Genomic DNA, 20,400 nt, shown 5'->3' with positions numbered 1-20,400 from the left:
AATTGTCATGCCCCCCCCTGAAAGTCTGTCAGTCTTGCCGCTATACTAACCGGAAACATTGCGCGGAAAATAGCCGCGCTTGATTCTGCGGAGGGATTAATGCTGCGCCGCCTGTTCTCTTTCTTCCTGCTTTTGCTGGTGGCCGTCGTGCTGGCAGCCATCATCCTGCCCTTTGTCATTCCGGAGACAGTTTATCGCGACCAGGCTCAACAGGCCGCCAGCGAAAACCTCGGTCGTGAAGTGACCCTCGCAGGTGAAGTCAGTCTCCGTATCCTGCCGCGGGTGCAGATCGAAGCGCATAACGTCACCATCGCGAATGCCGAAGGTTTCGGCGAGGCGCCGTTCGCAGAAATGGAAGAAATGCGGGTGGGTGTGCAGCTCTGGCCCCTGCTCTCGCGCAACGTCGTGATCGAGGAGTTCGTGCTGATCGAACCCACCATCCGGCTCGAACAGCGCGGCAACCGCAATAACTGGACGCTTGGCCGCGCTGAGCCATCGGCTGCCCCTGTCACCGCGTCTGGCGAGTGGCTTCGTCAGCCGGGTGCCCTTCCCTTCGAAGCATCACTTGGCGACATTCGGATCGTCGATGGGTTCATCAGTTATGCCGATGGCAGCCAGACACGTGAAATCGACGGGCTGGACCTGACCATCCACATGCCGGGGCTGGACGAACCGCTCGAAATCGAAGGCGAGCTGTCGGCCGATGGCGAGGCGATGACACTCGCCGCACGGCTCGGATCGCTACGCGGATTTTTCGAAGGCGAAGAGGTTGACGCCCGCCTCGATCTCGGAGGCGATCTCATAGATCTCGGTTTCGACGGCGTGATTCCGGCGGGAGAAACGCTCCGCTACGATGGTCGGCTGTCGGTCGAAATCCCGTCCATTCGCGACCTCGCCAATTTTGCCGGATCGCCGCTGCCGCCGGGCGACAGCCTGCAGCGGTTCGCCTTTACCGGACAACTCCGCGGCGGACTGTCCGATGTTTCGCTGAATGCCTCGGGATCCGGCGGACGCATCCGGCTGGACGATATAACAGCCACCGGCCGCGTCGCAGTCAATTTGTCCGGCGCGCGGCCTGCAATTAGCGGCGCGCTCGACGTGCCCGACCTGGATGTCACGCGTTACATTCCGGTGGCGCCGGACACCGAGGCCTCAGCATCCGGCGTTCCGCCATGGTCACGCGAGACGATCAATCTGTCCGCACTTGGTGTCGCGGATGCCGATCTGTCGCTGACGGTCGGGCGTTTGCAGGTTCAGGCAATCGAGATCTCGGATGCCGCTCTGGACGTCGATCTCGCGAACTCGCGGCTAGACGTCAACCTGACACGCATCACGCTCTATGAGGGCGCGGGCACGGCCCGCTTTGTTGCCAATGGCCGCACCGCCACGCCCTCATTCCGGGTCACGGCAGATTTGCAATCCGTCGCGGCGGGCCCGCTGCTCGAGGCCGCCGCCGGATTTGACAGGCTGACGGGTACGGGCCGCATCCGTATCGATCTGCTGACATCTGGCGGGAGCCAAGACGCGGTGATGAACGCGCTCAATGGCAATGGCAACTTCGCATTTGCCGACGGTGCCATTCGCGGCGTCAACGTCGCGCAAGCAATCCGCGGGATCGAGTCGGCGTTGACGAATCGCCGTTTGCCCGACGGTTTCGGCGAAAGCGAGGAAACCGACTTCACCGCGCTCGAAGGAAGCTTCGGCGTATCGAATGGCATTGCCCGGAATTCCGACCTCATTCTCTTGAGTCCATTGGTGCGTGTGGACGGGAGCGGCACCGTCGATATCGGCGGCCAGACGATGGATTATCGGCTGCGGCCACAAGCAGTTGCCAGCATCGAGGGTCAGGGCGGCGATCGAGATTTGCGCGGCGTCGTCGTGCCTATCGTGATCCGTGGGACGTTCAGTGATCCAAGCGTCGGGATCGACTGGGACGTGGTCGGCCGGGCGCTGCTGCAGGGAACGGTGCAAGGCGTGATCACGGGACAAGATCCCGAGGACGCCCTGCGCAATGCAATCGGCAGCGCACTCGGGTTGGGCGGCGATGACGGTGCCGATGACAACGGCGATGGCAATCAGGAAGAGCCAAGCGACCCGGCGGAGCGCCTTCTGCGTGGCCTGCTCGGAAATATCGGCAACAGTAGTGATGAGGAAGACACCGACAATGGCGATGGCAACTAGCGCATCCCTGTTGTCGCAGGTTCAGGATAGATGAGCGAAATTGAGTGAAATGCAACACTGTAGTCCAATGCTGGGAGACGAAGATGCGAATACTGACATTGATGGTCGCGATTTCTGCAGTCATGTGCATGGCGAGCGTCGCCGATGCACAGCACGGCAACAGGAACCGGTCACTAACGCTGTATTCCGGTCTGAATTATTCAGGCCAATCCGTGACGATCCGCAGCGATGTCGTCAATTTTCAGACGATCAATTTTAACGATCGCGCCCAGTCCATACGGATTGAAGGCGCAGGCAGCTGGACGCTTTGCCACCACGCGAATTTTCAAGGCGTCTGCCATCAATTCACGAATGATGTTGCCAATCTCAACCCGTTCCAGCTTGCCGGCAATATCAGCTCGGCGCGGATGGAATACGACGCCGGTCCCGGAAGACCCGGCCGCCCGGGCCGTCCTGGCAATGTTGACCGGCCGCGCAACGGCATCATTCTCTTCGACGGGCCGCGCTATCGCGGCGAGTCCGTCCATATCTATAATGACAACCTCAATCTGATGGGCCGGAACTTCAATGACCGGGCGCAATCTGTCCTGATCGCGCGCGGCGAAGCCTGGGAGTTCTGCGAGCATGCCAATTATCGCGGCCGCTGTTCGGCGCTCGATGGCGACACGCCCGGCCTGCGCACCATAAATTTGGGCAATCAATTGTCTTCGGTCCGCCGTGTTTACGACAGCGGTCGACCCGGTGGCGGTTATCCCGGTAGCGGATATGGCGATGGCTCTCTGACCCTCTATGCCGGTCCCAATTTCACCGGTCAGTCAATCAATATCGACCGCGAGACCTATAATCTCACGCGCCAAGGGTGGAATGACCGGGCGATGTCGCTGGTCGTCGAGGGCAACGGCAGCTGGACCATTTGCGAGGACGCGAATTTTGGCTCGCCCTGCCGGACTGTTTCGGGCCGTGTGCGCAATCTGAATGCCTATGGTCTCGGCAATCGCGTCACCTCGCTGCGCCCGGAAGCCTATGTCGATCCCGGCTATAACGGACCGGGTGGCAATTACGGGCCCGATGGTACGCTCACCCTGTTTGCCGGCCCGAATTTCACCGGACCGTCAATCGTGATTGATCGCGAGACCTATAATCTCACGCGCCAGGGCTGGAACGACCGCGCCATGTCGGCGATCGTCAACGGCTATGGCGACTGGACGGTTTGCGAGGATTCCAATTTTGGTTCGCCCTGCCGGACAATTTCCGGCCGGGTCCGCAATCTCAATGCCTATGGGTTGGGCAATCGGATCTCATCCGTGCGGCCCGAAGGCGGCGGTTATTATGGTCCGAAGTCGGACGCCTGGCGCTAACTCCGCTGGAACGGATAGAAATCCGAACCCAGCCCAAGAAGGCCGGTCAGCGCATCCAGGGCTGACCGGCTATCCTCGATCAGGGATGGATCACGCAAATCATCCGGATGCAATTCGTCGCGATAATGGCGGTTGGCCCAGTTGGTCAGCTTGGCAAACAAGGCCGTCGACATCAGGCAGTCTTGGTTGACCGCCGCTCGCTCGTCGTCGGTGAGTACCACGCGCAATCGCAGGCAGGCGGGGCCCCCACCATTGCGCATCGATTGCCGCACATCGACGAACGCAACCCTGCCGATAGGCCCATTGCCGGTCGTCATTCGCGCACAGTATTCACGGGTCGAGTCCGTTTCCTCGCACTCGACCGGGGCATTCAGCATCAACCGATCTTGGCCCGGCATGGCCAGCAGCTGCGAGTTGAAGAGATAGCTCGTGATGGCATCGCGGATCGGCACCTCTTCGTCCGGTACTTCCACGAAAACCGGCTCGAACAAGCCTTCGGCCGCGCGCGTAATGGCAGCGCGTGCGACCTCGGTATCTGCGAACGCCATTTCATGGAAGAACAACGTGTTGAGCGCGCCAACGCAAACCACATCGTTGTGGAAGGCGCCGGCATCAATGGCCGCACGGGATTGTTTCAGCAAGACGCAGCGTTTCGGATCGAGCCCATGACGGCGAGCGATCGCCTCACAAGCCTCGCGCGTCTGGCGCGCCGGAAAGTGCCCGGTCTGCAACTCACCGCCCTCACGCCCGTAAACGAATATCTCGACGCCCGGCGCACCGTGTTCCGCACACAGGCGGACATGGTTGGCCGCTCCTTCATCGGCAAATGTTGTTTGCAGGGGCAGCGGTTCATGGATGGCAAAGCAGTCGCCCGGAAACACACGCTTGAGGGCCCGCTCTGTGGCCGCTCCCTCCAGCGACCGGTGCAACGTCGTCACCAGATTGGCCGGCGTCATGTGCAGTCGCCCATCTCCGGTATCCGCAGACGGTGAAATCATGGCCGCGTTGGCCGCCCACATGGGCGATGCCGAATAGACATTGCGAACCAGAGCCGGGCTGGCTTTCCAGGCCGACTCGATCACGGCGGCATCGCTGCCTGCAAACCCGAGTGTACGCAAATAATCCAGTGCCGGCCGCTCCTGCGGCGGGAGCACGCCTTGCACCAGGCCGGCATCAGCCAGCGCTTTCGCCTTGCCAAGCCCTTCGAGAACAGCGGCTTTCGGCGACGACACTGCGCCGCGATTCCGGTCGGAAGCAATGTTTCCGAAACTCAACCCGCCGTAATTGTGTGTCGGCCCGATAATCCCGTCGAAATTGGCTTCTACTCCACTCATGAAAGGCCTTTCAGGGCGATGCGTTCGGGCCTTTCTGCGATCTGGCTGGCAACGGGATAGGCACAATAGTCCGCGGCGTAATAGGCCGATGGCCGCAGATTGCCCGATTGTCCCGGACCGCCAAACGGCATGTTCGAGGCAGCTCCCGGAGTCGGGCGATTCCAGTTCACGATGCCTGCCCGGGATTCAATGCGAAAACGGTCCCAAAGGTCCGGGTCATCGCTCACCAGCCCGGCCGAAAGGCCATAAGCGGTGTTGTTGGCTTCCGCCAGCGCCGCTTCGAAATCTGCCACCCGGATAATCTTGACCAGAGGACCGAAGACTTCCGCGTCGGGATGATCAGTGCCTGTCACGTCGATGATGCCGGGCGAGACAAAGGCTGCGCCGCGATCGAGCTGCTCGGCAAGCAAGAGCGGTCGGCCGCCCTGCTTGATCAGCGACGCCTGTGCCTTGATGACCTGCTCGGCAGCTGCGGAAGAGACCAGTGGCCCCATGAAGGGTTCCGGCAGATCATTCCATGCGCCGATAGGCAGGCGTTTCGCGATGTCAATTAGCGACGCGACCACGGCGTCGCCGCCGGCGCCTTCAGGCAGGATGACCCGTCTGGCGCATGAGCATCGCTGCCCTGACGTGACGAACGCGGAGAATGCGGCGATCCGCGCGGCCGCCTCGGCGTCCTTGGCATCCCAGACAACCAGCGGGTTATTGCCGCCCATTTCGAGTGCCAGTTGTATACCGGTCCTTCCGGCAAATTTCTTGTGAATGAATTGGCCGGTATTGTGCGAGCCGGTAAACAACACGCCGTCCAGCGCGTCATGATCAAGCGCCGCAGCGCCTGTGTCCCGAGCGCCCGGTATCAGGTTCAAGACACCAGCCGGCAAGCCTGCCGCCTCCCACAGCCGGATCATGTACTCGCCGACAGCAGGAGTCAGTTCCGAGGGTTTGAAGACACAGGTGTTCCCGGCGATCAGCGCCGGCACGATGTGACCGTTCGGCAGGTGCCCCGGAAAATTGTACGGGCCGAGCACGAACATCACGCCGAGCGGTTTGTGACGCAGCTCTGCCGCACCGAAATCTGTTTCATTGCGAAACTCACCCGTCCGCTCCGCATGGGCCCGGACCGAGATCCCGATCTTGCCGGCCATGGCGCCGGCCTCGCCAAGACAGTCCCACAGGGGTTTGCCGGTCTCCCTCGCGATCAGTTCGCCGATCGCGTCCTTGTGCTCGCCAAGCATTTTGCCGAACCGCTCGATGACCTCAAGACGCGACGCCAGGGATTGTCTCGCCCAACCGGGAAAGGCCTCGCGTGCAGCCGCAAACGCCGCATCGACATCTGCAGCACTAGCGGCACGACCGGACCAGACCGTTTTCGCGACCGTCGGATCGGTTGAGCGGAAGGCTTCGCCCTGGCCATCGCGCCAGCTGCCACCAATGAAGCATTGTCCGGTCAGTTTCATGTTCGACTCCAAACTCTGGCTGAGTCGCCGCTCGCAAGATTGAGTGCACGCTGGGCATCTTCGGAAAGACCGACGCTTTGGCCGTCCAGCGACACCGTCGTGCGGATTGACCGGAAATCATCGAACCGGTCGGTCGTCACGATCGCATCTATCTCGCCGCCGCCAGCGGCCACGGTCATCAGCCGGCTTTCACGGCCGGTGCGCGCCTGCCGGGTCGGCACCGACATCAGCGGACCGCCATCGAAAATGTCGATATAGCGATTGTAGGTGAAACCTTCCCACTCGAGTAAGGCCCGCGCACCCTTGCCCTGTTCGTGGGTCGCGCCGATCACCGCGCGCGCCGCTTCCGGCAGGACGTCGACATAGATCGGATGCTTCGGCATCAGGTCGAGGATGAACTGGTTGTCGACGGCGGCGGCGCTCATCCGGTCGGCTTCGTCGAAACTCATGCGGAAGAAGGGCCGCGTGACATTGTCGAAGAAGGGCGAAGAGCCATCCTCGCTCACGACACCCCGGAGTTCCGCCAGAACGTGCGGTCCGAAGCGGTCATAATCGGCCGCTATCAGCAGGTAACGTGTTTGCGCCACAAGCCGCCCCGCGCCGCGCCCTCGCACCTGTTCACCGACGAACAGGGTGCCCACCTCTGAACAGCCCGCGAAATCATTGACGAGCAGCATCACATCCATGTCGAAACGCCGCTCGGCTTCCTTCGACGACTGAGCCAGCGTGACGATCTTGAAGTCATAGTAAGGCTTCGACAGCCCGACCGCGTCCTTGACCGCCGAACATCCGGCCACCTCGCCTGTCTCGGTGTCCTCCAGCATCATCAGATACGCCAGTTCCTGGGGCCGTCCGGCCGTCGAGGCAAAGGCCGCTTCCGATCGCTCAAGCTTCGCCGCCAGCTCATCGCGGCTCAGCGCGAGACTGGTAAATCCCGTTCCCGCCGCCTCCGCCAGTTTCACGAAGGCATCAATATCGTTGCGGCGCGCCGCCCGAACTCTCAGCATGTCTTATGTCCCCGCCGCCAGTGCACGTGCCGATTTTGCATCGAACTCCCCGCTCGCGAATTTCATCAACATGATGGCCGACAACTTCGCGCGTTCGGGCAGGCTGGAGAGAAGCACGATTTCATCGTGGGAGTGAATATCTGCTCCGCAGGCGCCCAACGTGTCGACATTCGGGCATCCGGCCGCCCACAGATTATTTCCTTCGCAAACGCCGCCTGTGGCATTCCACTTGATGTCCAGTCCCAACGCGCCGCCCGCCGCTCGCGTCCAGTCGAACATCTGCCGGTTGGCTGCCGTCATCGGCTTGGCCGGCCGCGTAAATCCGCCGAACATTTTGGCTGCGATACCGTCTCGCCGCGCGGTCTCCTGCGTGAGCCGCTCGAGATTTTCAAGCACCCAGGCCTGATCATGCTCGTCATTGACGCGGACATTGAAGCGCACGACGGCATTGGCCGGCACAACGTTGGGCGGACCGCCGCCATCGATGCGCGCCACATTGAACGTCACGCCTTCACGTTGGCCGTTCAGCACGTCCAGCGCCAGCGAGAATTCGGCGGCCGCCACAATCGCATTTCGGCCAAGATGATGCTCGCGGCCGGCATGAGCCGCCCAGCCGGAAACCTTGAGTGACCAATTGCCCGACCCCTTGCGTGCGCCAGCGAGCGATCCGTCGGCCAGCGCCGGCTCGTAGGTCATGCCGATATCGGCACGCGATCCAAGTTCATGCAGGATCGGGCCGGAGCCCAGCGAACCGATCTCTTCATCCGGGCTGATCAGCACGTCATACCCGATCTGTTCGCGCTGAGGGTGGCGTTCCAGTGCCATCAACGCATGCAGCATGACCAGTATGCCGCCCTTCATGTCCGCGCCGCCCGGGCCGTTCATCGTATCGGCATCGCGCATCGTCCAGGACTGGAAACTGTCTTCCTCCGGAAACACCGTATCATGATGGCCGGTCAAAACGATGCGGATCGGCGCGTCCCGGCGCTGGGTCAAACGAAAAGATGGCGTGAAGGTCTGCTCTTTGACATCGCCGTTCTTCTCGACAACCGTCGTGGGTTTCAGCATTTCGGCGCGGATATCGCCGCCGAGCGGCGCGAACGCCGTTTCAAGCTCGGCGCGCATGGTTTCCAGGCCTTCGCTGTTCCGGCTGCCGGAATTGATGTTTATCCAGCGGCGCAGCGTCTCGACCATTGAATCCGACTGTGTCTCGACCCAATCGAGCGCGTCGGTCTCTTCCGGTGAAAGCGTAATCGCGTCGGTCATGATTATCCCGGCATCTCGTCGTGCGGGCCAAGCCGCCCGCGCGGGAGCACCACTTCTATTGGGCTCGACCGTCAGGTCAAGGCATCGGCCTGTGCCGGCCCGGCAGAGCCTGTCGCGCAAAAGAAAACGGCCCGGCCATTTCTGGCCGGACCGCTTCTTTTAGTAACCCACCGTCAGGTTAGCGAAGGTCGATAAGGACCTCTGCACGACGGTTGAGCGGTTCGCGGACACCATCCGGCGTCTGGACCGCAAGGCGGGTCTCACCGAAGGCTTGCAGCGAGACCGCGCTGGCCGGAACGCCGAGGCGAACCAGTTCGTCGCGGACCGCACGTGCACGGCGCTCGGACAGACCCACATTGTAGGCCGAAGGACCAGAACGGTCGGTAAAGCCGTCGATCGAGACGCTGGAAACGCCGCAATTACGGGCCTGGTTGACCGCTTGGTTGATCACCGCACGGGCTTGATCCGTCAGGTTCGAGCGATCCCACTCGAAGTAGACAACGAAGCCCACATCTTCACACACAACCGGCGGAGGCGGCGGCGGAGGAGGCGGAGGCGGCGGCGGAGGAGGCGGAGGCGGCGGCGGCGGAGGCGGCGGCGGCGGCGGCGGAGCCGCAAACAGATACCGCAGCTGGATCCAGCCTTCATGGCCACCAAAGCTGTCGACCTTGCCCTGGGTCAGGTTACCGCCCGTCAGGCTGGTGTTCGAATAAGCCGTACCGCTGTAATCCGTCTCGCCGACGAAGACATAACGATACTGGGTATCAAGGATCAGCTGATCCGAGAGATGCCAGCCGACACCTGCCATCAAGTTCATGATGTAGGTGATGTCCGTGTCGTCCAGGATGTTGAACGTGGTGCCCGCCGGATTGACGAAGGCACCGCCGGCGACGATTGGCGTGGCGCCGCTCGTGAAGCCTTGCAGGTTAGCTGCAACGTGCGCAGCACCGATACCGGCACCGACATACGGGGTCGCGAAACTGCCACCACCGAAATCACGATAGACATTCAGCATCGCCGACCAGATGTGCATCGAGCTCGAAGAATTCTCGTGCGCACCGATCCGGCCGAAATCATTGTAGCGGTGAGCTGCTTCCAGCTCGGCGCGCCAACCATCGGCCCAGTCATAGCCCAATGCAGCGCTCTGGCGCCAATCGCCGGCACCGTTGATTTCATCGCCGCTTTGGTAACCCTCAACTTCAGCATCGCCGAAGCCGCCGTTACCGACACCAAAACTGGCATACCAGCCTTCGTCAGCAGACGCAGCGCCGGCCGCCATCGCGATGGCACCGGTCGCGGCCGCTGTGAGAAGCCACTTTTTCATTTTACCCCCTCCGGAGGCAAATGCCTCCATCGCGTTAACTAATCTGCCCGAAGAAAATCCGGACATAGGTGAAGCGCAATAACGATACGCGCTATGCGAATAACTACAGGAATTTTTTTTGCGAGGCCAGCCCAAAGCGTGGATATCGCGGTGTTTACCCCAAGCCCAATCGCTGCCCGGGCAAGTCAATTTCAATTCCCCTCAAAAGCGATTTCCGCCTCTGTTTCCAGTATCTATTGGGCAATGCCGAAGGGCTATCGGCAAACATCGCACCAGTTAAGCGAAAAACCGGTGTTGCATAATCGCACCGGTTCCCTTCGATTTAAGCAATTATCATCCCCAGATTGCCGCCGAAATGAGCCGACGGCGGCTCTGTTGACAAGGGAAATCGGGCAGCGATTCTGGTCAAACAGCACGCGATTCACGGTTGCCGCGGCAAGCGCGTGGAAGACGGCGGCAATCACAAAAACCGATCCGGGGAGGATGGTGAGCCCGCACGGGTTCGAACCGTGGACCTACTGATTAAAAGTCAGTTGCTCTACCAGCTGAGCTACGGGCTCCGAGAAGGAAGGCACGACCTATAGGAGCCGACCCCCGAGGTCAATAATGCTGCACGGCATTTGAATTCGGCAGGTGCAGTTTCGCAGACAGCTGTTAAATTTGCACCATGAAACCATTTCGCCTTTTCGTTGTCCTCGGCGCGGCCGCATTGGCCGCATGTAGTACCGCCAACCGCGCTGGCGAACTCCGATCCGCAAGTGTCGAGACAACCCAGAGCGCCCTGGCCGACGCTCTGGGCATGCCCCAGGACCGCCCTGGCCGGGTCATGGTGGATGAAGGCGATAACACGGTGCCTACGCCTTATGGTGGTGAAGGCGCGCGGCGCGTCTGTTCAACCACGGCGCGGGACATTGCACGCCTGACGGCCGTACTCGGGGCGGAGGTGATTTACGTGCCCGAACAACGGGAAAACGAGACAGCCGAAGAGCGCAGCTGGCGCGAACGCTCCGTCATGTGGGCGGGACGGAGCGGCAGTGCGGTGAGTCAGGGCGCGCGCGACCTTTATCACTCTGCCATAGTCGGGCTAAATCCGGCCCGCCCCGTATTGCGGTTCGTCGGCCGCGCCGGCGAAATCGAACGTGAAGCCCGCGTACAACGCACGACAGCCCTCAACCGGCGCGCCTATTTGCGTGGATTGTTCGACGGTTTCGGGTGTGGCGAATCCTATCTGACCCGCGCATTCGACGAATACGGATTGTCTGATCCGGTCGACTAGGCCCGCCGGTTTTCGCCTTCGGTCCACCGCGCCCGGAATTCGTCTGCAAAAGACGCAAACCTTTGCTCCCGGATTGCCGCCCGCATCCTGGCCATCAGGTGCTCGTAATACGCCACATTGTGCCAGCTGATCAGCATGGCCGCGAGGTATTCGCCGGCCCGAACGAGATGGTGCAGATAGGCCTTCGAATAGTCTCGACTGGCCGGGCAATCGATCTCCGGATCGAGCGGCGCACCGTCCTCGGCGAACTCGGCACGTTTGAGATTTACCGGGCCGAAATCCGACCAGGCCTGGCCGTGCCGCCCCGACCGCGTCGGCATTACGCAGTCGAACATGTCGACGCCGCGCGCCACCGCCTCGACGAGATCAATCGGCTTGCCTACGCCCATCAGATAGTGCGGCCGGTCTACCGGTAATTCCGGCACAGTGAAGTCGAGGACCTCACACATGGTTTCCCGCCCCTCGCCGACCGCCAGACCACCGATCGCATAACCGTCGTAGCCGGTTTCGATCGAACGGCGTGCAGACTCTCTGCGAAGTCCTTCGAAGACCGACCCCTGCACGATTCCGAAAAGCGCCTGCGTTTCGCGCTCGCCGAACGCGGCCTTGCAGCGCGCGCCCCAACGCAGCGACAGCTCCATCGAGGCACGGGCCTCATCCTCCGTGCACGGGAAATTCGTGCACTCGTCGAGCTGCATCGAGATATCGGCGCCCAGAAGATCGGCCTGGATCTCCACCGCGCGTTCCGGCGTAAGCTGGTGTCTGGACCCGTCGATATGCGACTGGAACTCGACGCCGGCCTCCGTCAGCTTGCGAAGCCCCGCGAGAGACCAGACCTGGAATCCGCCCGAATCGGTGAGGATCGGACCGTCCCAGCGCATGAATTCGTGGAGGCCGCCCAGACGCCTGATCCGCTCGGCGCCGGGGCGCAGCATCAGATGATAGGTGTTACCGAGAATGATGTCGGCGCCGGCCGCCCTTACCTGTTCTGGGTAAAGCGCCTTAACCGTAGCTGCTGTGCCGACCGGCATGAAGGCGGGGGTGCGGATATCGCCGCGCGCCGTCTTCAGGACACCGGTCCGCGCCGCGCCGTCAGTGGCGTGAATATCAAAAAGGAAAGCACTCATTCCGCAGCCTCTATCAGACAGGCATCGCCATAGGAGAAGAAGCGGTAGCGTTCGGCGATTGCATGCGCATAGGCCGCTTGCATCCGGTCGAGTCCGGCGAGAGCCGAGACCAGCATGAAGAGCGTCGATTTCGGCAGGTGGAAATTCGTCAGAAGCGCGTCGGTCATGCGAAACTCATAGCCCGGCGTGATGAAGATGGCGGTCTCCATCGACCCGGCCCGGAGCCCGTCTGGCCCGGCCATGCTCTCGAGCGTGCGCAGCGCAGTCGTTCCAACCGGGACGATCCGTTTCCCGTCGCGCTTCGCGTGGTTGATGAGGCCCGCTGTTGAATCGGAAACTTCACACCATTCGGCATGCATTTGATGCTCTTGCACGTTTTCCGATTTGACCGGAAGAAAAGTGCCCGCGCCGACATGCAGCGTCACCGTCGCGCGCTTCACGCCGCGCGCATCGAGCGCCGCCATCAATCGGTCGGTAAAGTGCAGACCGGCCGTCGGAGCGGCCACGGATTCGGCCTTGTCGGCGGCAGCAAACGTCGTCTGGTAATCTTCTTCATCCGACGCATCAACGCTGCGCTTGGAGGCAATATAGGGTGGCAATGGCGGCGCCCCGCATCGCTGAATCGCACTTTCAAGCTTCCGCCCTGACACATTGAAATGAATCAGGAAATCGCCGCCGTCAGACTTTGCTTCAATTCGAGCGCGGAGACCTTCGAACGCGATTTCGTCACCGACGCGCAGCCGCTTTCCCGGTTTCGCGAAAACGCGCCAGCGGCAGTCTCCCTCGCGCTTGTGGAGATTGACCGACACTTTCACATCGCCGCCATCAGGATCGCGCGCAGGCCGGACACCAGCCAAGGCAGCGTGCAGAACCCGGGTGTCATTGAGCACGAGCACGTCGCCGGGCTGCAGCAAGTCCGGCAGCTCCAGCACGCCATGATCGCCAAACCGACCAGCTGCCGGAATGTGAAGCAACCGGGCTGCATCACGCGGCCGCGCCGGACGCAATGCGATCCGGTCTTCCGGCAGGTCGAAATCGAAGTCGCTCAGTCGCATGGCGGCGCGGTCTATCTGTTGCGACCGCGCGGAGCAAGCCGCGGGCTGCTAAGGTCCGAGCAATCCTATTGTGTTACCGGCCGGATCCTTGATCCAGGCGAATTGATCGCCTTGCGGCGTCGGAAGAGGACCGATCAGGGCTTCGCCTCCCGCCGCGCGCACCTTATCGATTGAGGCGTCGATATCGTCCACTCGTATATAGATGTTGATATAATTATGCGGCTCGTGGCCCAGCGAAGTGAAATGCCCGGACATGCCGTCCGGCCCAGTCGATTCAACCGACCGCGACATGTCGCTGCCTGGCGAAACGTCCCAGCCGAAAACCGATTGATAGAATTCGACGGTTTCATCCAGATTGCGGCAACCGATCTCGAAATGAACGACCGGGCTGGTCATCGATCAGGCCGCTTCCAGCCGCGCCGCGACGATCTTTCCCGGATTGGCCGGCGGCTCACCCTTCGGCAACGCGTCGACATGCTCCATTCCGGAAACGACCTCGCCCCACACCGTGTACTGATTGTCGAGATACGGCACTTCATCAAGGCAGATGAAGAACTGGCAATCGGCCGAATTCGGATCCGACGTCCTGGCCATCGAACAGGCGCCTCGCACATGCGGAGCGGAGTTGAACTCGGCATCGATTTTCTGACCGGTGCCGCCGGTTCCGTTGCCGTCAGGACAGCCGCCTTGGGCCACAAAACCGTCGATTACGCGGTGAAAGGTCAAACCGTCATAGAAGCCGTCCGCCGCGAGTTCGCTGATCCGCGCCACATGTTTCGGCGCCAGATCGGCACGCAATTTTATGACGACATCGCCGCCTTCGAGCTCAAATACCAGATTCTGATCTGCCATGCCCTACTCCGTAATTCTCACCGGCACATCAATGTCGCAGATGTCCAGCCCTTGATCCCAATATGGCCCAAGCCAGATGGCAAAGGCTTCCGAATTCGTGTCGATGACTTCGACGCTTATCTGTCCGTCAAAGCTCTCATCGGATCCCACCCGCATCGAGCGGATCGTGTCCGGCGAGAAGTTCGCGTCCTGGCCCATGGTGCCGACCGCAATCGCATTGACTGCGTCCTGCCCGTCGCGCACGCGGCCCCAGACCGTGTACTGCGCATTCAGGTGCTCGGCATTGCCTCGCGTAATGTAGAACTGGCTGCCGGCGCTGTTCGGGTCGCTGGTTCGCGCCATCGCGGCCGCACCCTCGCAATGCAGAAGCCAGCTCTCAACCTGGCCGTCGGCCGTGATGCCGGCCAGCGCCGCAGCCTGGGTGCCAACAGGAAATCCGTTCCAGAAACCGGCCCGCGCCATCGCCGGATTGCTGCGCGGATTGATGACCCGGTCCTGGGTTTCGTACACAACAAGCTCCGCCGGATCACGCCGCACCGTGAACTCGCCGGGCACCCGGTCCATTTCGGTGGAATGCGACGGATTGGTGCGGCTGCCGCCGCCCTGCGCCACGAATTCATCGATCACACGATGCCACACCAGGAAATCGTAGAAACGTTCGTTCGCCAGCGTCGTCATGCGCTCGACATGCTGGGGCGCGAATTCGGGCGCCATCTCGATGACGATCATGCCGTGATCGGTTTCGATGTAGAGCAAACGGTCTTGCGGCACTTCCCGCCATGCATCATCAGGAAACGCGTATTCGGCAACCTCGGCCCCGGTTTCCGCGGGCGCGTCCTGCACAAGGCTTGCGAGCTCGGTTTCCTGCGCCGCGGCCGCGTCATCCTGTGCTTCAGAAGCGACGGCATCGCTGGCGGCATCGGTTTCTTCCACCGAATTATCCGCACATGCCGCCGTGGCGAGTGCAAGACCGAATACTCCAGACAACCAGAAGCGTTTCATGATCCAAATTTCTCCATCAACATCGCTTTCACCGAAGGCGACACGAAAGCCGTGACATCGCCGCCGAGCCGCGCGATTTCCTTGACCAGGCGCGACGCCACCGCCTGATGCCGCGGGTCCGCCATCAGGAAGACAGTCTCAATAGCGGCGTTCAGTCGCTGGTTCATGCCGACCATCTGGAATTCGTATTCGAAATCTGAAACCGCGCGCAAGCCGCGCACGATGATATTGGCGTTCACCTGTTCGGCGAAATGCATCAGCAATCCGTCGAAAGGCTTCACTTCGATCTCGGTTTCGGTATCGAGCTGATCGGCGACACGCTGGGCCATTGCCACCCGTTCATCGAGCGAAAACAGCGGCCCCTTGTCCTCATTGATCGCGACGCCAATGATCAAACGGTCGACTAGTTTCACGGCCCGGCCGATAATATCGACATGGCCATTAGTGATCGGGTCGAACGTGCCCGGGTAAAGCGCGATGCGCTGGGTCATGCTTCGCTGTCGCCTTCGGCCGCCGCGTCGTCGTCCCCATCCTCACCGCTTTCCGCGATCCGCACAACCGAAACGACGGATTCGCCTTCACGCGGTTTGAGAAGCGTGACGCCGCGCGTCGCGCGGCCCGCGATCCGCACGCTGTCGACCGGGAAACGGATCAACTGGCCACCATCGGTAACCGCCATGATCTGGTCGGCATCCTCGACCGGGAAACTCGCCGCCAGCGGCACGCCGCGCGACAAGTCATGCCCCGCCACACCCTGACCGCCGCGGTTCATGGTGCGGTATTCATAGGCCGAACTGCGCTTGCCGATACCGTCTGCCGCGACAGTCAGCACGAATTCCTCGGCGCCGCCAAGCTCGGCGATCCGTTCCGGCGACAGGGCAGCCTCCTCGCCCGCCTCCAGCGATACATCGTCGATATCCTCGCCCGCCTCGAGGTCGGACATCGCGCGCCGCATCGCTGCGGCATGCTTGAGATAGGCACGCGCTTCTTCCGGCGTGACATCAACGTGGTGGAGCACGGCCATCGAGATGACGTAGTCGCCTTTGGCCAGCTTCACACCACGCACGCCCACCGAATTGCGGCCGCGGAAAACGCGGACGCCGGTCGTCGCAAAACGGATCGCGCGGCCCTTGCGCGTGTGCAACAGCACATCGTCCTGTTCGGTGCACAAGCGCACATCGACGATCTGGTCCTCGCCGTCCAGCTTCATCGCGATCTTGCCGTTGCGATTGACCTGGACAAAGTCGGACAGCTTGTTGCGCCTCACCGTGCCCGCCGTGGTGGCAAACATCACGTCCAGTTTTTCCCATTCGCTCTCGTCCTCGGGCAGCGCCATCACCGAAGTGATGGTCACCCCTTCCTCGAGCGGGAAGATATTGACCAGCGCCTTGCCACGCGTGTTCGGCGCGCCAATCGGCAACCGCCAGGTCTTTGACTTGTAGACCATGCCGTCGGACGAGAAGAAGAGCAGCGGCACGTGCGTGTTCGCCACGAACAGCGTGGACACGAAATCCTCGTCCTTCATCGACATGCCGGAGCGGCCCTTGCCGCCTCGGCGCTGCGCCCGATAGTCGGACAAGGGGGTTCGCTTGACGTAACCGCCATGCGTCACTGTGACGACCATGTCCTCGCGCGCGATCAGGTCTTCGTCCTCGACCTCCAGCTCGACATCGAGAATCTCGGTCCGCCGCGGCACCGCGAACTGATCCTTCACCTCGAGCAGTTCGGACTTGATGATGTCCTGGATCCGGGCGCGCGATCTAAGAATGTCCAGCAGGTCCTGAATCTTGTCCGCGAGGCCCTTGGCCTCGTCGCCCAATTCCTCGCGCCCCAAAGCTGTCAGGCGAGCAAGCCGCAGATCCATGATCGCTTGCGCCTGCTCTTGCGTGAGGCGCAGCGTATTGCCATCCGAAAGCACCGAGCGCGGATCAGCGACCAGCGCAACCAGCGACGCAACATCCGATGCCGGCCAGTCCCGCTCCATCAATTGTTCGCGCGCGGTAGCCGGGTTCGGGGCCTTGCGGATCAAGGCGATGACCTCGTCGATATTGGCCACGGCCAGCGCCAGGCCAATAATGACATGGGCGCGCTCGCGTGCCTTGCGCAAATCATGTCGCGCGCGCCGCGCCACAACTTCCTCGCGGAAGGACAGGAAGGTCTGCAGGTAGCCGCGCATGCCCATGAGCTGCGGGCGCCCGCCGACCAGCGACAGCATGTTGACGCCGAAATTCTGTTGCATCGGCGACCAGCGATAGAGCTGGTTGAGGATCACTTCGGCATTGGCGTCCTTCTTCAGCTCGATGAAAACGCGCATGCCGTTGCGGTTACTCTCGTCGCGCAGATCGGCAATGCCCTCAATGCGTTTCTCGCGGACCAGGTCAGCGATCTTCTCGATCATCGAAGCCTTGTTCACCTGATAGGGGATTGCGGTGACGATGATCGCCTGGCGGTCCTTGCGGGTTTCCTCGATTGACGTGGTCGCGCGCATGATGACCGACCCGCGGCCGGTCGCGAGACCGGAACGCGCACCGGCGCGGCCGACAATCTGAGCGGCAGTCGGGAAATCCGGTCCCGGCACAATGTCCAGAAGGTCGAGATCAGAGATCTCTGGGTTTTCAAGAAGCGCGACGGTCGCATCAATGATCTCGCCGAGATTGTGTGGCGGGATGTTGGTCGCCATGCCGACTGCAATGCCGCCACCACCGTTGACCAGCAGATTCGGATATCGCGCCGGCAGCACGACAGGTTCGCTTTCCGACCCGTCATAATTGTCGGCATAGTCGACGGTGGATTTGTCGATATCAGCCAGCAGCGCCTCGGCCGGCTTGTCCATCCGCACTTCGGTGTACCGCATGGCCGCGGGCGGATCGCCGTCAACCGAACCGAAATTGCCCTGCCCGTCGAGCAGCGGCAGCCCCATCGAAAAATCCTGCGCCATCCGCGCCAGCGCGTCATAGACTGCCTGGTCGCCGTGCGGGTGGTACTTACCGATTACGTCACCGACCACGCGGGCCGATTTGCGGTACTGCTTGTCGTGCGTATAGCCCTGTTCGTGCATCGACCAGAGAATGCGCCGGTGAACCGGTTTCAAGCCGTCACGCGCGTCGGGGATGGCGCGGCTGACGATCACACTCATCGCGTAATCGAGATAGGAGCGGCGCATCTCGTCTTCGATGGTGATGGGCGCTACGCCGTCATCAAGCGGCGGCACACCTTCATCCGAAATCGGCGGTTCGTTTTCGTCGCTCAAGAATACCTCTTGCGTCTGTCTGGGGCGGCGAAAGCGAGGATGCAACGCGCCCGAAAGCCGGCGTGAGAATCGCCGGAATATGTCGTGTTCAGCCTAGCCGTTAACCGTCGCCGGGGCAAACCGGCTGCACTCCCTCGAAACAGTCAGAAGTGTTTGATTTTGCTTTATTTTGAAGGCGCAATGCGGATCAAGGCCAGTGCGCGGTGCGCGAGACAGGTCGAATCGCCGGATGCGGCCCTTAAAAAGTCCCTTCAGCGCGCATCCGTGAGCGCCATACCAGTAACCGACTCCAGGCCCTGACGCACAATCCGTTCGCGGATTCGGCCGTCGCCCGACCGGAAGTCGATATCGACATTGAGCGCGAAGAAGTAGATGTCGTCGCCGGTTTCCAGCCAACCGACATACCAGCCAATATTCGGTTCTTCGCGAACACCCCAACCGGTCTTTGCGCGCAGCACCCATGTCTCGCCGCGATCGGTCTCCATGATGTCGATCACGTCTTCCATCACATCGTTGCGGAATGGCAGCTCTCCCTCCTCCAGACGTCGGAGGATTCTGATCTGCTCGCGCGCCGATATGCGCAGCGTGCCGTCCAGCCAGAACGTCGTGACACGCTCCGGTCCGCCGATCTCGCCATTGCCGTAGTTCAGCCCGGCAATCTGCTCGCGCATCGCCGCATGTCCCGTTTCTGCCGTCCATGCCTGAAATGCCCACACAGCCGAGCGCCTGAATGCTGTCCGCAGGCTTTGCGACTCGTCCCAGCTGCCGCCGCGGCTTACACCGTCCCAGTCGAGCAGGTCTTCATCGGTATCCGAAACTGTGCCGGTTTGCAGCTGAATCAGCGCATTGGGAATCTTGAAGGTCGAGGCCGGCGCAAACCGGGTATCGGCGCGATCCGGAAAAGCCGTCCATTCGCGACTATCGGACAGGCGCTCGATCACCAGGGCGCCGGTCAGGCCGGCCGCGTCAAACAGATGATCGAGATCGTCCGCCAGCGCCGTCGCGGCGCCCGCCAGGAACAGAATACTCAGGAACAAAATTCGCATGTCTCACATCGCGCGCAAAACAGGATCGCGAGGCAATGCGGCCCGATTAGGCCGGCGACCTGCGCGGGCAGGACGCCGGGCCCAAACTGCGCAATCAGCTGTCTGCGAGAAACTCATCGAAGCTGAGCTGACCGTCATTGTCCAGATCAAGCTCATCGACCAGCTGTTCTGCGGACTGCTCCGGCGCGTCCGCGGACTCGAACCCGATACTGCCCAGTGAAACGGCAAGCTCGGAGACGCTCACATAAGCATCGACATTGCGGTCCAACGCCAGGAAACTGGCGCGCATGAGCGGCACATAGCGTCCCGTGAACTCATAATGCGTTATCCGCCCGTCGCGGTTGCGGTCATAGCGAGCGAATTCGCGTCGCGCACTGCCCTCCAGCTCGCTCATGCCGACCGTACGGCGTGCCGCATTCGGATCCGCGTTGGGATTCCAGACAAGGCCCTCGCGCCGCACGACGGCCATGAACTCGGCCTCGGTCAAATGGGAATCCGCATTGCTGTCCATGGCGGCGAAGACGGCGGCGCCATCATTGGCCTGCCCGGGCGCTGCGAACGAAAGTAAAGCCGCTGACAGAACGGCTATTGAAGCGGCTGCGGCCTTGCGGGGGTGGGATTTGAAGAAGCTGGGCATGGTTGTGATCCTTTCGAGATTAAACACCATGCGCCGTGACTGCGAGGACAGCTCGCCGGATATCATGCCGCGAACGGCCTCGCTGGCCGATAAGCCCTGGCGGCGGCAATGGGAAAGGAGAGCCTGTTTCTGAGCATGCGAAATCCGCACCTCAATCATCTCGCTTTTCTTTTCAAACCGGCCATTCCGCTTGGTCATCGCGGCCTCTCTTCTGCTGGCTGTCAGTAA

17 protein-coding genes and 1 tRNA gene are annotated in these 20,400 nt (G+C 61.6%); 3 read left to right on the top strand and 15 right to left on the bottom strand.

The genetic code is table 11. The annotated features are described in order from the left end of the window. The first annotated feature begins 99 nt into the window (after positions 1-99). Entirely contained in the window at positions 100-2,181 is a 2,082-nt protein-coding gene (locus tag ACOOFN_RS12055; protein ID WP_420431811.1) for an AsmA family protein, read from the top strand. Between the two features lie 83 nt (positions 2,182-2,264). Next, a complete protein-coding gene (locus ACOOFN_RS12050; RefSeq protein ID WP_420431809.1) occupies positions 2,265-3,539 on the top strand; it encodes a beta/gamma crystallin-related protein in 1,275 nt (424 codons plus the stop codon). On the opposite strand, the gene astB is transcribed toward ACOOFN_RS12050, so the two are convergent. From astB to ACOOFN_RS12020, 6 genes are all read right to left on the bottom strand, one after another. Further along, a complete protein-coding gene (gene astB, locus ACOOFN_RS12045; RefSeq protein ID WP_420431807.1) occupies positions 3,536-4,873 on the bottom strand; it encodes an N-succinylarginine dihydrolase in 1,338 nt (445 codons plus the stop codon). The genes ACOOFN_RS12050 and astB overlap by 4 nt on opposite strands. After that, on the bottom strand, positions 4,870-6,330 hold the full coding sequence (astD, locus tag ACOOFN_RS12040) for a succinylglutamate-semialdehyde dehydrogenase (protein ID WP_420431805.1): 1,461 nt from the start codon (positions 6,328-6,330) through the stop codon (positions 4,870-4,872). Before astD ends, astB begins: the two co-directional genes overlap by 4 nt. Next, complete coding sequence (locus ACOOFN_RS12035; protein ID WP_420431803.1) at positions 6,327-7,337, bottom strand: arginine N-succinyltransferase; 1,011 nt, start codon at positions 7,335-7,337, stop codon at positions 6,327-6,329. Before ACOOFN_RS12035 ends, astD begins: the two co-directional genes overlap by 4 nt. A 3-nt stretch (positions 7,338-7,340) precedes the next feature. Continuing rightward, the gene (locus ACOOFN_RS12030; protein WP_420431801.1) at positions 7,341-8,603 is read right to left on the bottom strand and encodes a hydrolase; all 1,263 of its coding nucleotides are present in this window, start codon (positions 8,601-8,603) and stop codon (positions 7,341-7,343) included. A gap of 178 nt (positions 8,604-8,781) precedes the next feature. Beyond that, a complete protein-coding gene (locus ACOOFN_RS12025; protein WP_420431799.1) occupies positions 8,782-9,927 on the bottom strand; it encodes an OmpA family protein in 1,146 nt (381 codons plus the stop codon). A 484-nt stretch (positions 9,928-10,411) separates the two neighbouring features. Next, positions 10,412-10,487: transfer RNA gene (locus ACOOFN_RS12020), tRNA-Lys, on the bottom strand. Between the two features lie 107 nt (positions 10,488-10,594). Between ACOOFN_RS12020 and ACOOFN_RS12015 the strand changes: the two genes are divergently transcribed. After that, on the top strand, positions 10,595-11,203 hold the full coding sequence (locus ACOOFN_RS12015; RefSeq protein WP_420431797.1) for a hypothetical protein: 609 nt from the start codon (positions 10,595-10,597) through the stop codon (positions 11,201-11,203). Here ACOOFN_RS12015 and tgt read toward each other — a convergent pair. From tgt to ACOOFN_RS11970, 9 genes are all read right to left on the bottom strand, one after another. Further along, positions 11,200-12,330 (bottom strand): tRNA guanosine(34) transglycosylase Tgt, encoded by a 1,131-nt coding sequence (tgt, locus tag ACOOFN_RS12010; RefSeq protein ID WP_420431795.1) that lies wholly within the window; start codon positions 12,328-12,330, stop codon positions 11,200-11,202. The genes ACOOFN_RS12015 and tgt overlap by 4 nt on opposite strands. After that, positions 12,327-13,385, bottom strand: coding sequence for a tRNA preQ1(34) S-adenosylmethionine ribosyltransferase-isomerase QueA (queA, locus tag ACOOFN_RS12005; protein WP_420431793.1), 1,059 nt, complete (start codon positions 13,383-13,385; stop codon positions 12,327-12,329). Before queA ends, tgt begins: the two co-directional genes overlap by 4 nt. Before the next feature lie 48 nt (positions 13,386-13,433). Then, positions 13,434-13,781 carry a VOC family protein gene (locus ACOOFN_RS12000; protein ID WP_420431791.1) on the bottom strand — a complete coding sequence of 116 codons (348 nt, stop codon included), beginning with the start codon at positions 13,779-13,781 and terminating at the stop codon, positions 13,434-13,436. Between the two features lie 3 nt (positions 13,782-13,784). Then, positions 13,785-14,237 carry a peptidylprolyl isomerase gene (locus ACOOFN_RS11995; RefSeq protein ID WP_420431789.1) on the bottom strand — a complete coding sequence of 151 codons (453 nt, stop codon included), beginning with the start codon at positions 14,235-14,237 and terminating at the stop codon, positions 13,785-13,787. A gap of 3 nt (positions 14,238-14,240) precedes the next feature. Next, a complete protein-coding gene (locus ACOOFN_RS11990) occupies positions 14,241-15,239 on the bottom strand; it encodes a peptidylprolyl isomerase (protein ID WP_420431787.1) in 999 nt (332 codons plus the stop codon). Further along, positions 15,236-15,730, bottom strand: a complete 495-nt coding sequence (gene coaD, locus ACOOFN_RS11985; protein WP_420431785.1) for a pantetheine-phosphate adenylyltransferase — start codon at positions 15,728-15,730, stop codon at positions 15,236-15,238. The genes ACOOFN_RS11990 and coaD overlap by 4 nt, the downstream gene beginning before the upstream one ends. Next, the gene (gene gyrA / locus ACOOFN_RS11980; protein WP_420431783.1) at positions 15,727-18,489 is read right to left on the bottom strand and encodes a DNA gyrase subunit A; all 2,763 of its coding nucleotides are present in this window, start codon (positions 18,487-18,489) and stop codon (positions 15,727-15,729) included. The genes coaD and gyrA overlap by 4 nt, the downstream gene beginning before the upstream one ends. Before the next feature lie 251 nt (positions 18,490-18,740). Continuing rightward, entirely contained in the window at positions 18,741-19,535 is a 795-nt protein-coding gene (locus ACOOFN_RS11975; RefSeq protein ID WP_420431781.1) for a penicillin-binding transpeptidase domain-containing protein, read from the bottom strand. A 94-nt stretch (positions 19,536-19,629) separates the two neighbouring features. Next, positions 19,630-20,370, bottom strand: a complete 741-nt coding sequence (locus ACOOFN_RS11970) for an EF-hand domain-containing protein (protein ID WP_420431779.1) — start codon at positions 20,368-20,370, stop codon at positions 19,630-19,632. Positions 20,371-20,400 lie beyond the last annotated feature (30 nt).

This window comes from Hyphobacterium sp. (assembly GCF_965217055.1).
Taxonomy (GTDB): domain Bacteria; phylum Pseudomonadota; class Alphaproteobacteria; order Caulobacterales; family Maricaulaceae; genus Hyphobacterium.
The sequence above is the reverse complement of the archived record's forward strand: the minus strand, read 5'-3'. Positions and strand labels throughout refer to the sequence as shown.

What these genes read in the sequence shown, in the direction of transcription:
- ACOOFN_RS12055 (WP_420431811.1), top strand. Translation starts at nt 100, where the DNA reads ATGCTGCGCCGCCTGTTCTCTTTCTTCCTGCTTTTGCTGGTGGCCGTC.
- ACOOFN_RS12050 (WP_420431809.1), top strand. Translation starts at nt 2,265, where the DNA reads ATGCGAATACTGACATTGATGGTCGCGATTTCTGCAGTCATGTGCATG.
- astB (WP_420431807.1), bottom strand. Translation starts at nt 4,873, where the DNA reads ATGAGTGGAGTAGAAGCCAATTTCGACGGGATTATCGGGCCGACACAC.
- astD (WP_420431805.1), bottom strand. Translation starts at nt 6,330, where the DNA reads ATGAAACTGACCGGACAATGCTTCATTGGTGGCAGCTGGCGCGATGGC.
- ACOOFN_RS12035 (WP_420431803.1), bottom strand. Translation starts at nt 7,337, where the DNA reads ATGCTGAGAGTTCGGGCGGCGCGCCGCAACGATATTGATGCCTTCGTG.
- ACOOFN_RS12030 (WP_420431801.1), bottom strand. Translation starts at nt 8,603, where the DNA reads ATGACCGACGCGATTACGCTTTCACCGGAAGAGACCGACGCGCTCGAT.
- ACOOFN_RS12025 (WP_420431799.1), bottom strand. Translation starts at nt 9,927, where the DNA reads ATGAAAAAGTGGCTTCTCACAGCGGCCGCGACCGGTGCCATCGCGATG.
- ACOOFN_RS12015 (WP_420431797.1), top strand. Translation starts at nt 10,595, where the DNA reads ATGAAACCATTTCGCCTTTTCGTTGTCCTCGGCGCGGCCGCATTGGCC.
- tgt (WP_420431795.1), bottom strand. Translation starts at nt 12,330, where the DNA reads ATGAGTGCTTTCCTTTTTGATATTCACGCCACTGACGGCGCGGCGCGG.
- queA (WP_420431793.1), bottom strand. Translation starts at nt 13,385, where the DNA reads ATGCGACTGAGCGACTTCGATTTCGACCTGCCGGAAGACCGGATCGCA.
- ACOOFN_RS12000 (WP_420431791.1), bottom strand. Translation starts at nt 13,781, where the DNA reads ATGACCAGCCCGGTCGTTCATTTCGAGATCGGTTGCCGCAATCTGGAT.
- ACOOFN_RS11995 (WP_420431789.1), bottom strand. Translation starts at nt 14,237, where the DNA reads ATGGCAGATCAGAATCTGGTATTTGAGCTCGAAGGCGGCGATGTCGTC.
- ACOOFN_RS11990 (WP_420431787.1), bottom strand. Translation starts at nt 15,239, where the DNA reads ATGAAACGCTTCTGGTTGTCTGGAGTATTCGGTCTTGCACTCGCCACG.
- coaD (WP_420431785.1), bottom strand. Translation starts at nt 15,730, where the DNA reads ATGACCCAGCGCATCGCGCTTTACCCGGGCACGTTCGACCCGATCACT.
- ACOOFN_RS11975 (WP_420431781.1), bottom strand. Translation starts at nt 19,535, where the DNA reads ATGCGAATTTTGTTCCTGAGTATTCTGTTCCTGGCGGGCGCCGCGACG.
- ACOOFN_RS11970 (WP_420431779.1), bottom strand. Translation starts at nt 20,370, where the DNA reads ATGACCAAGCGGAATGGCCGGTTTGAAAAGAAAAGCGAGATGATTGAG.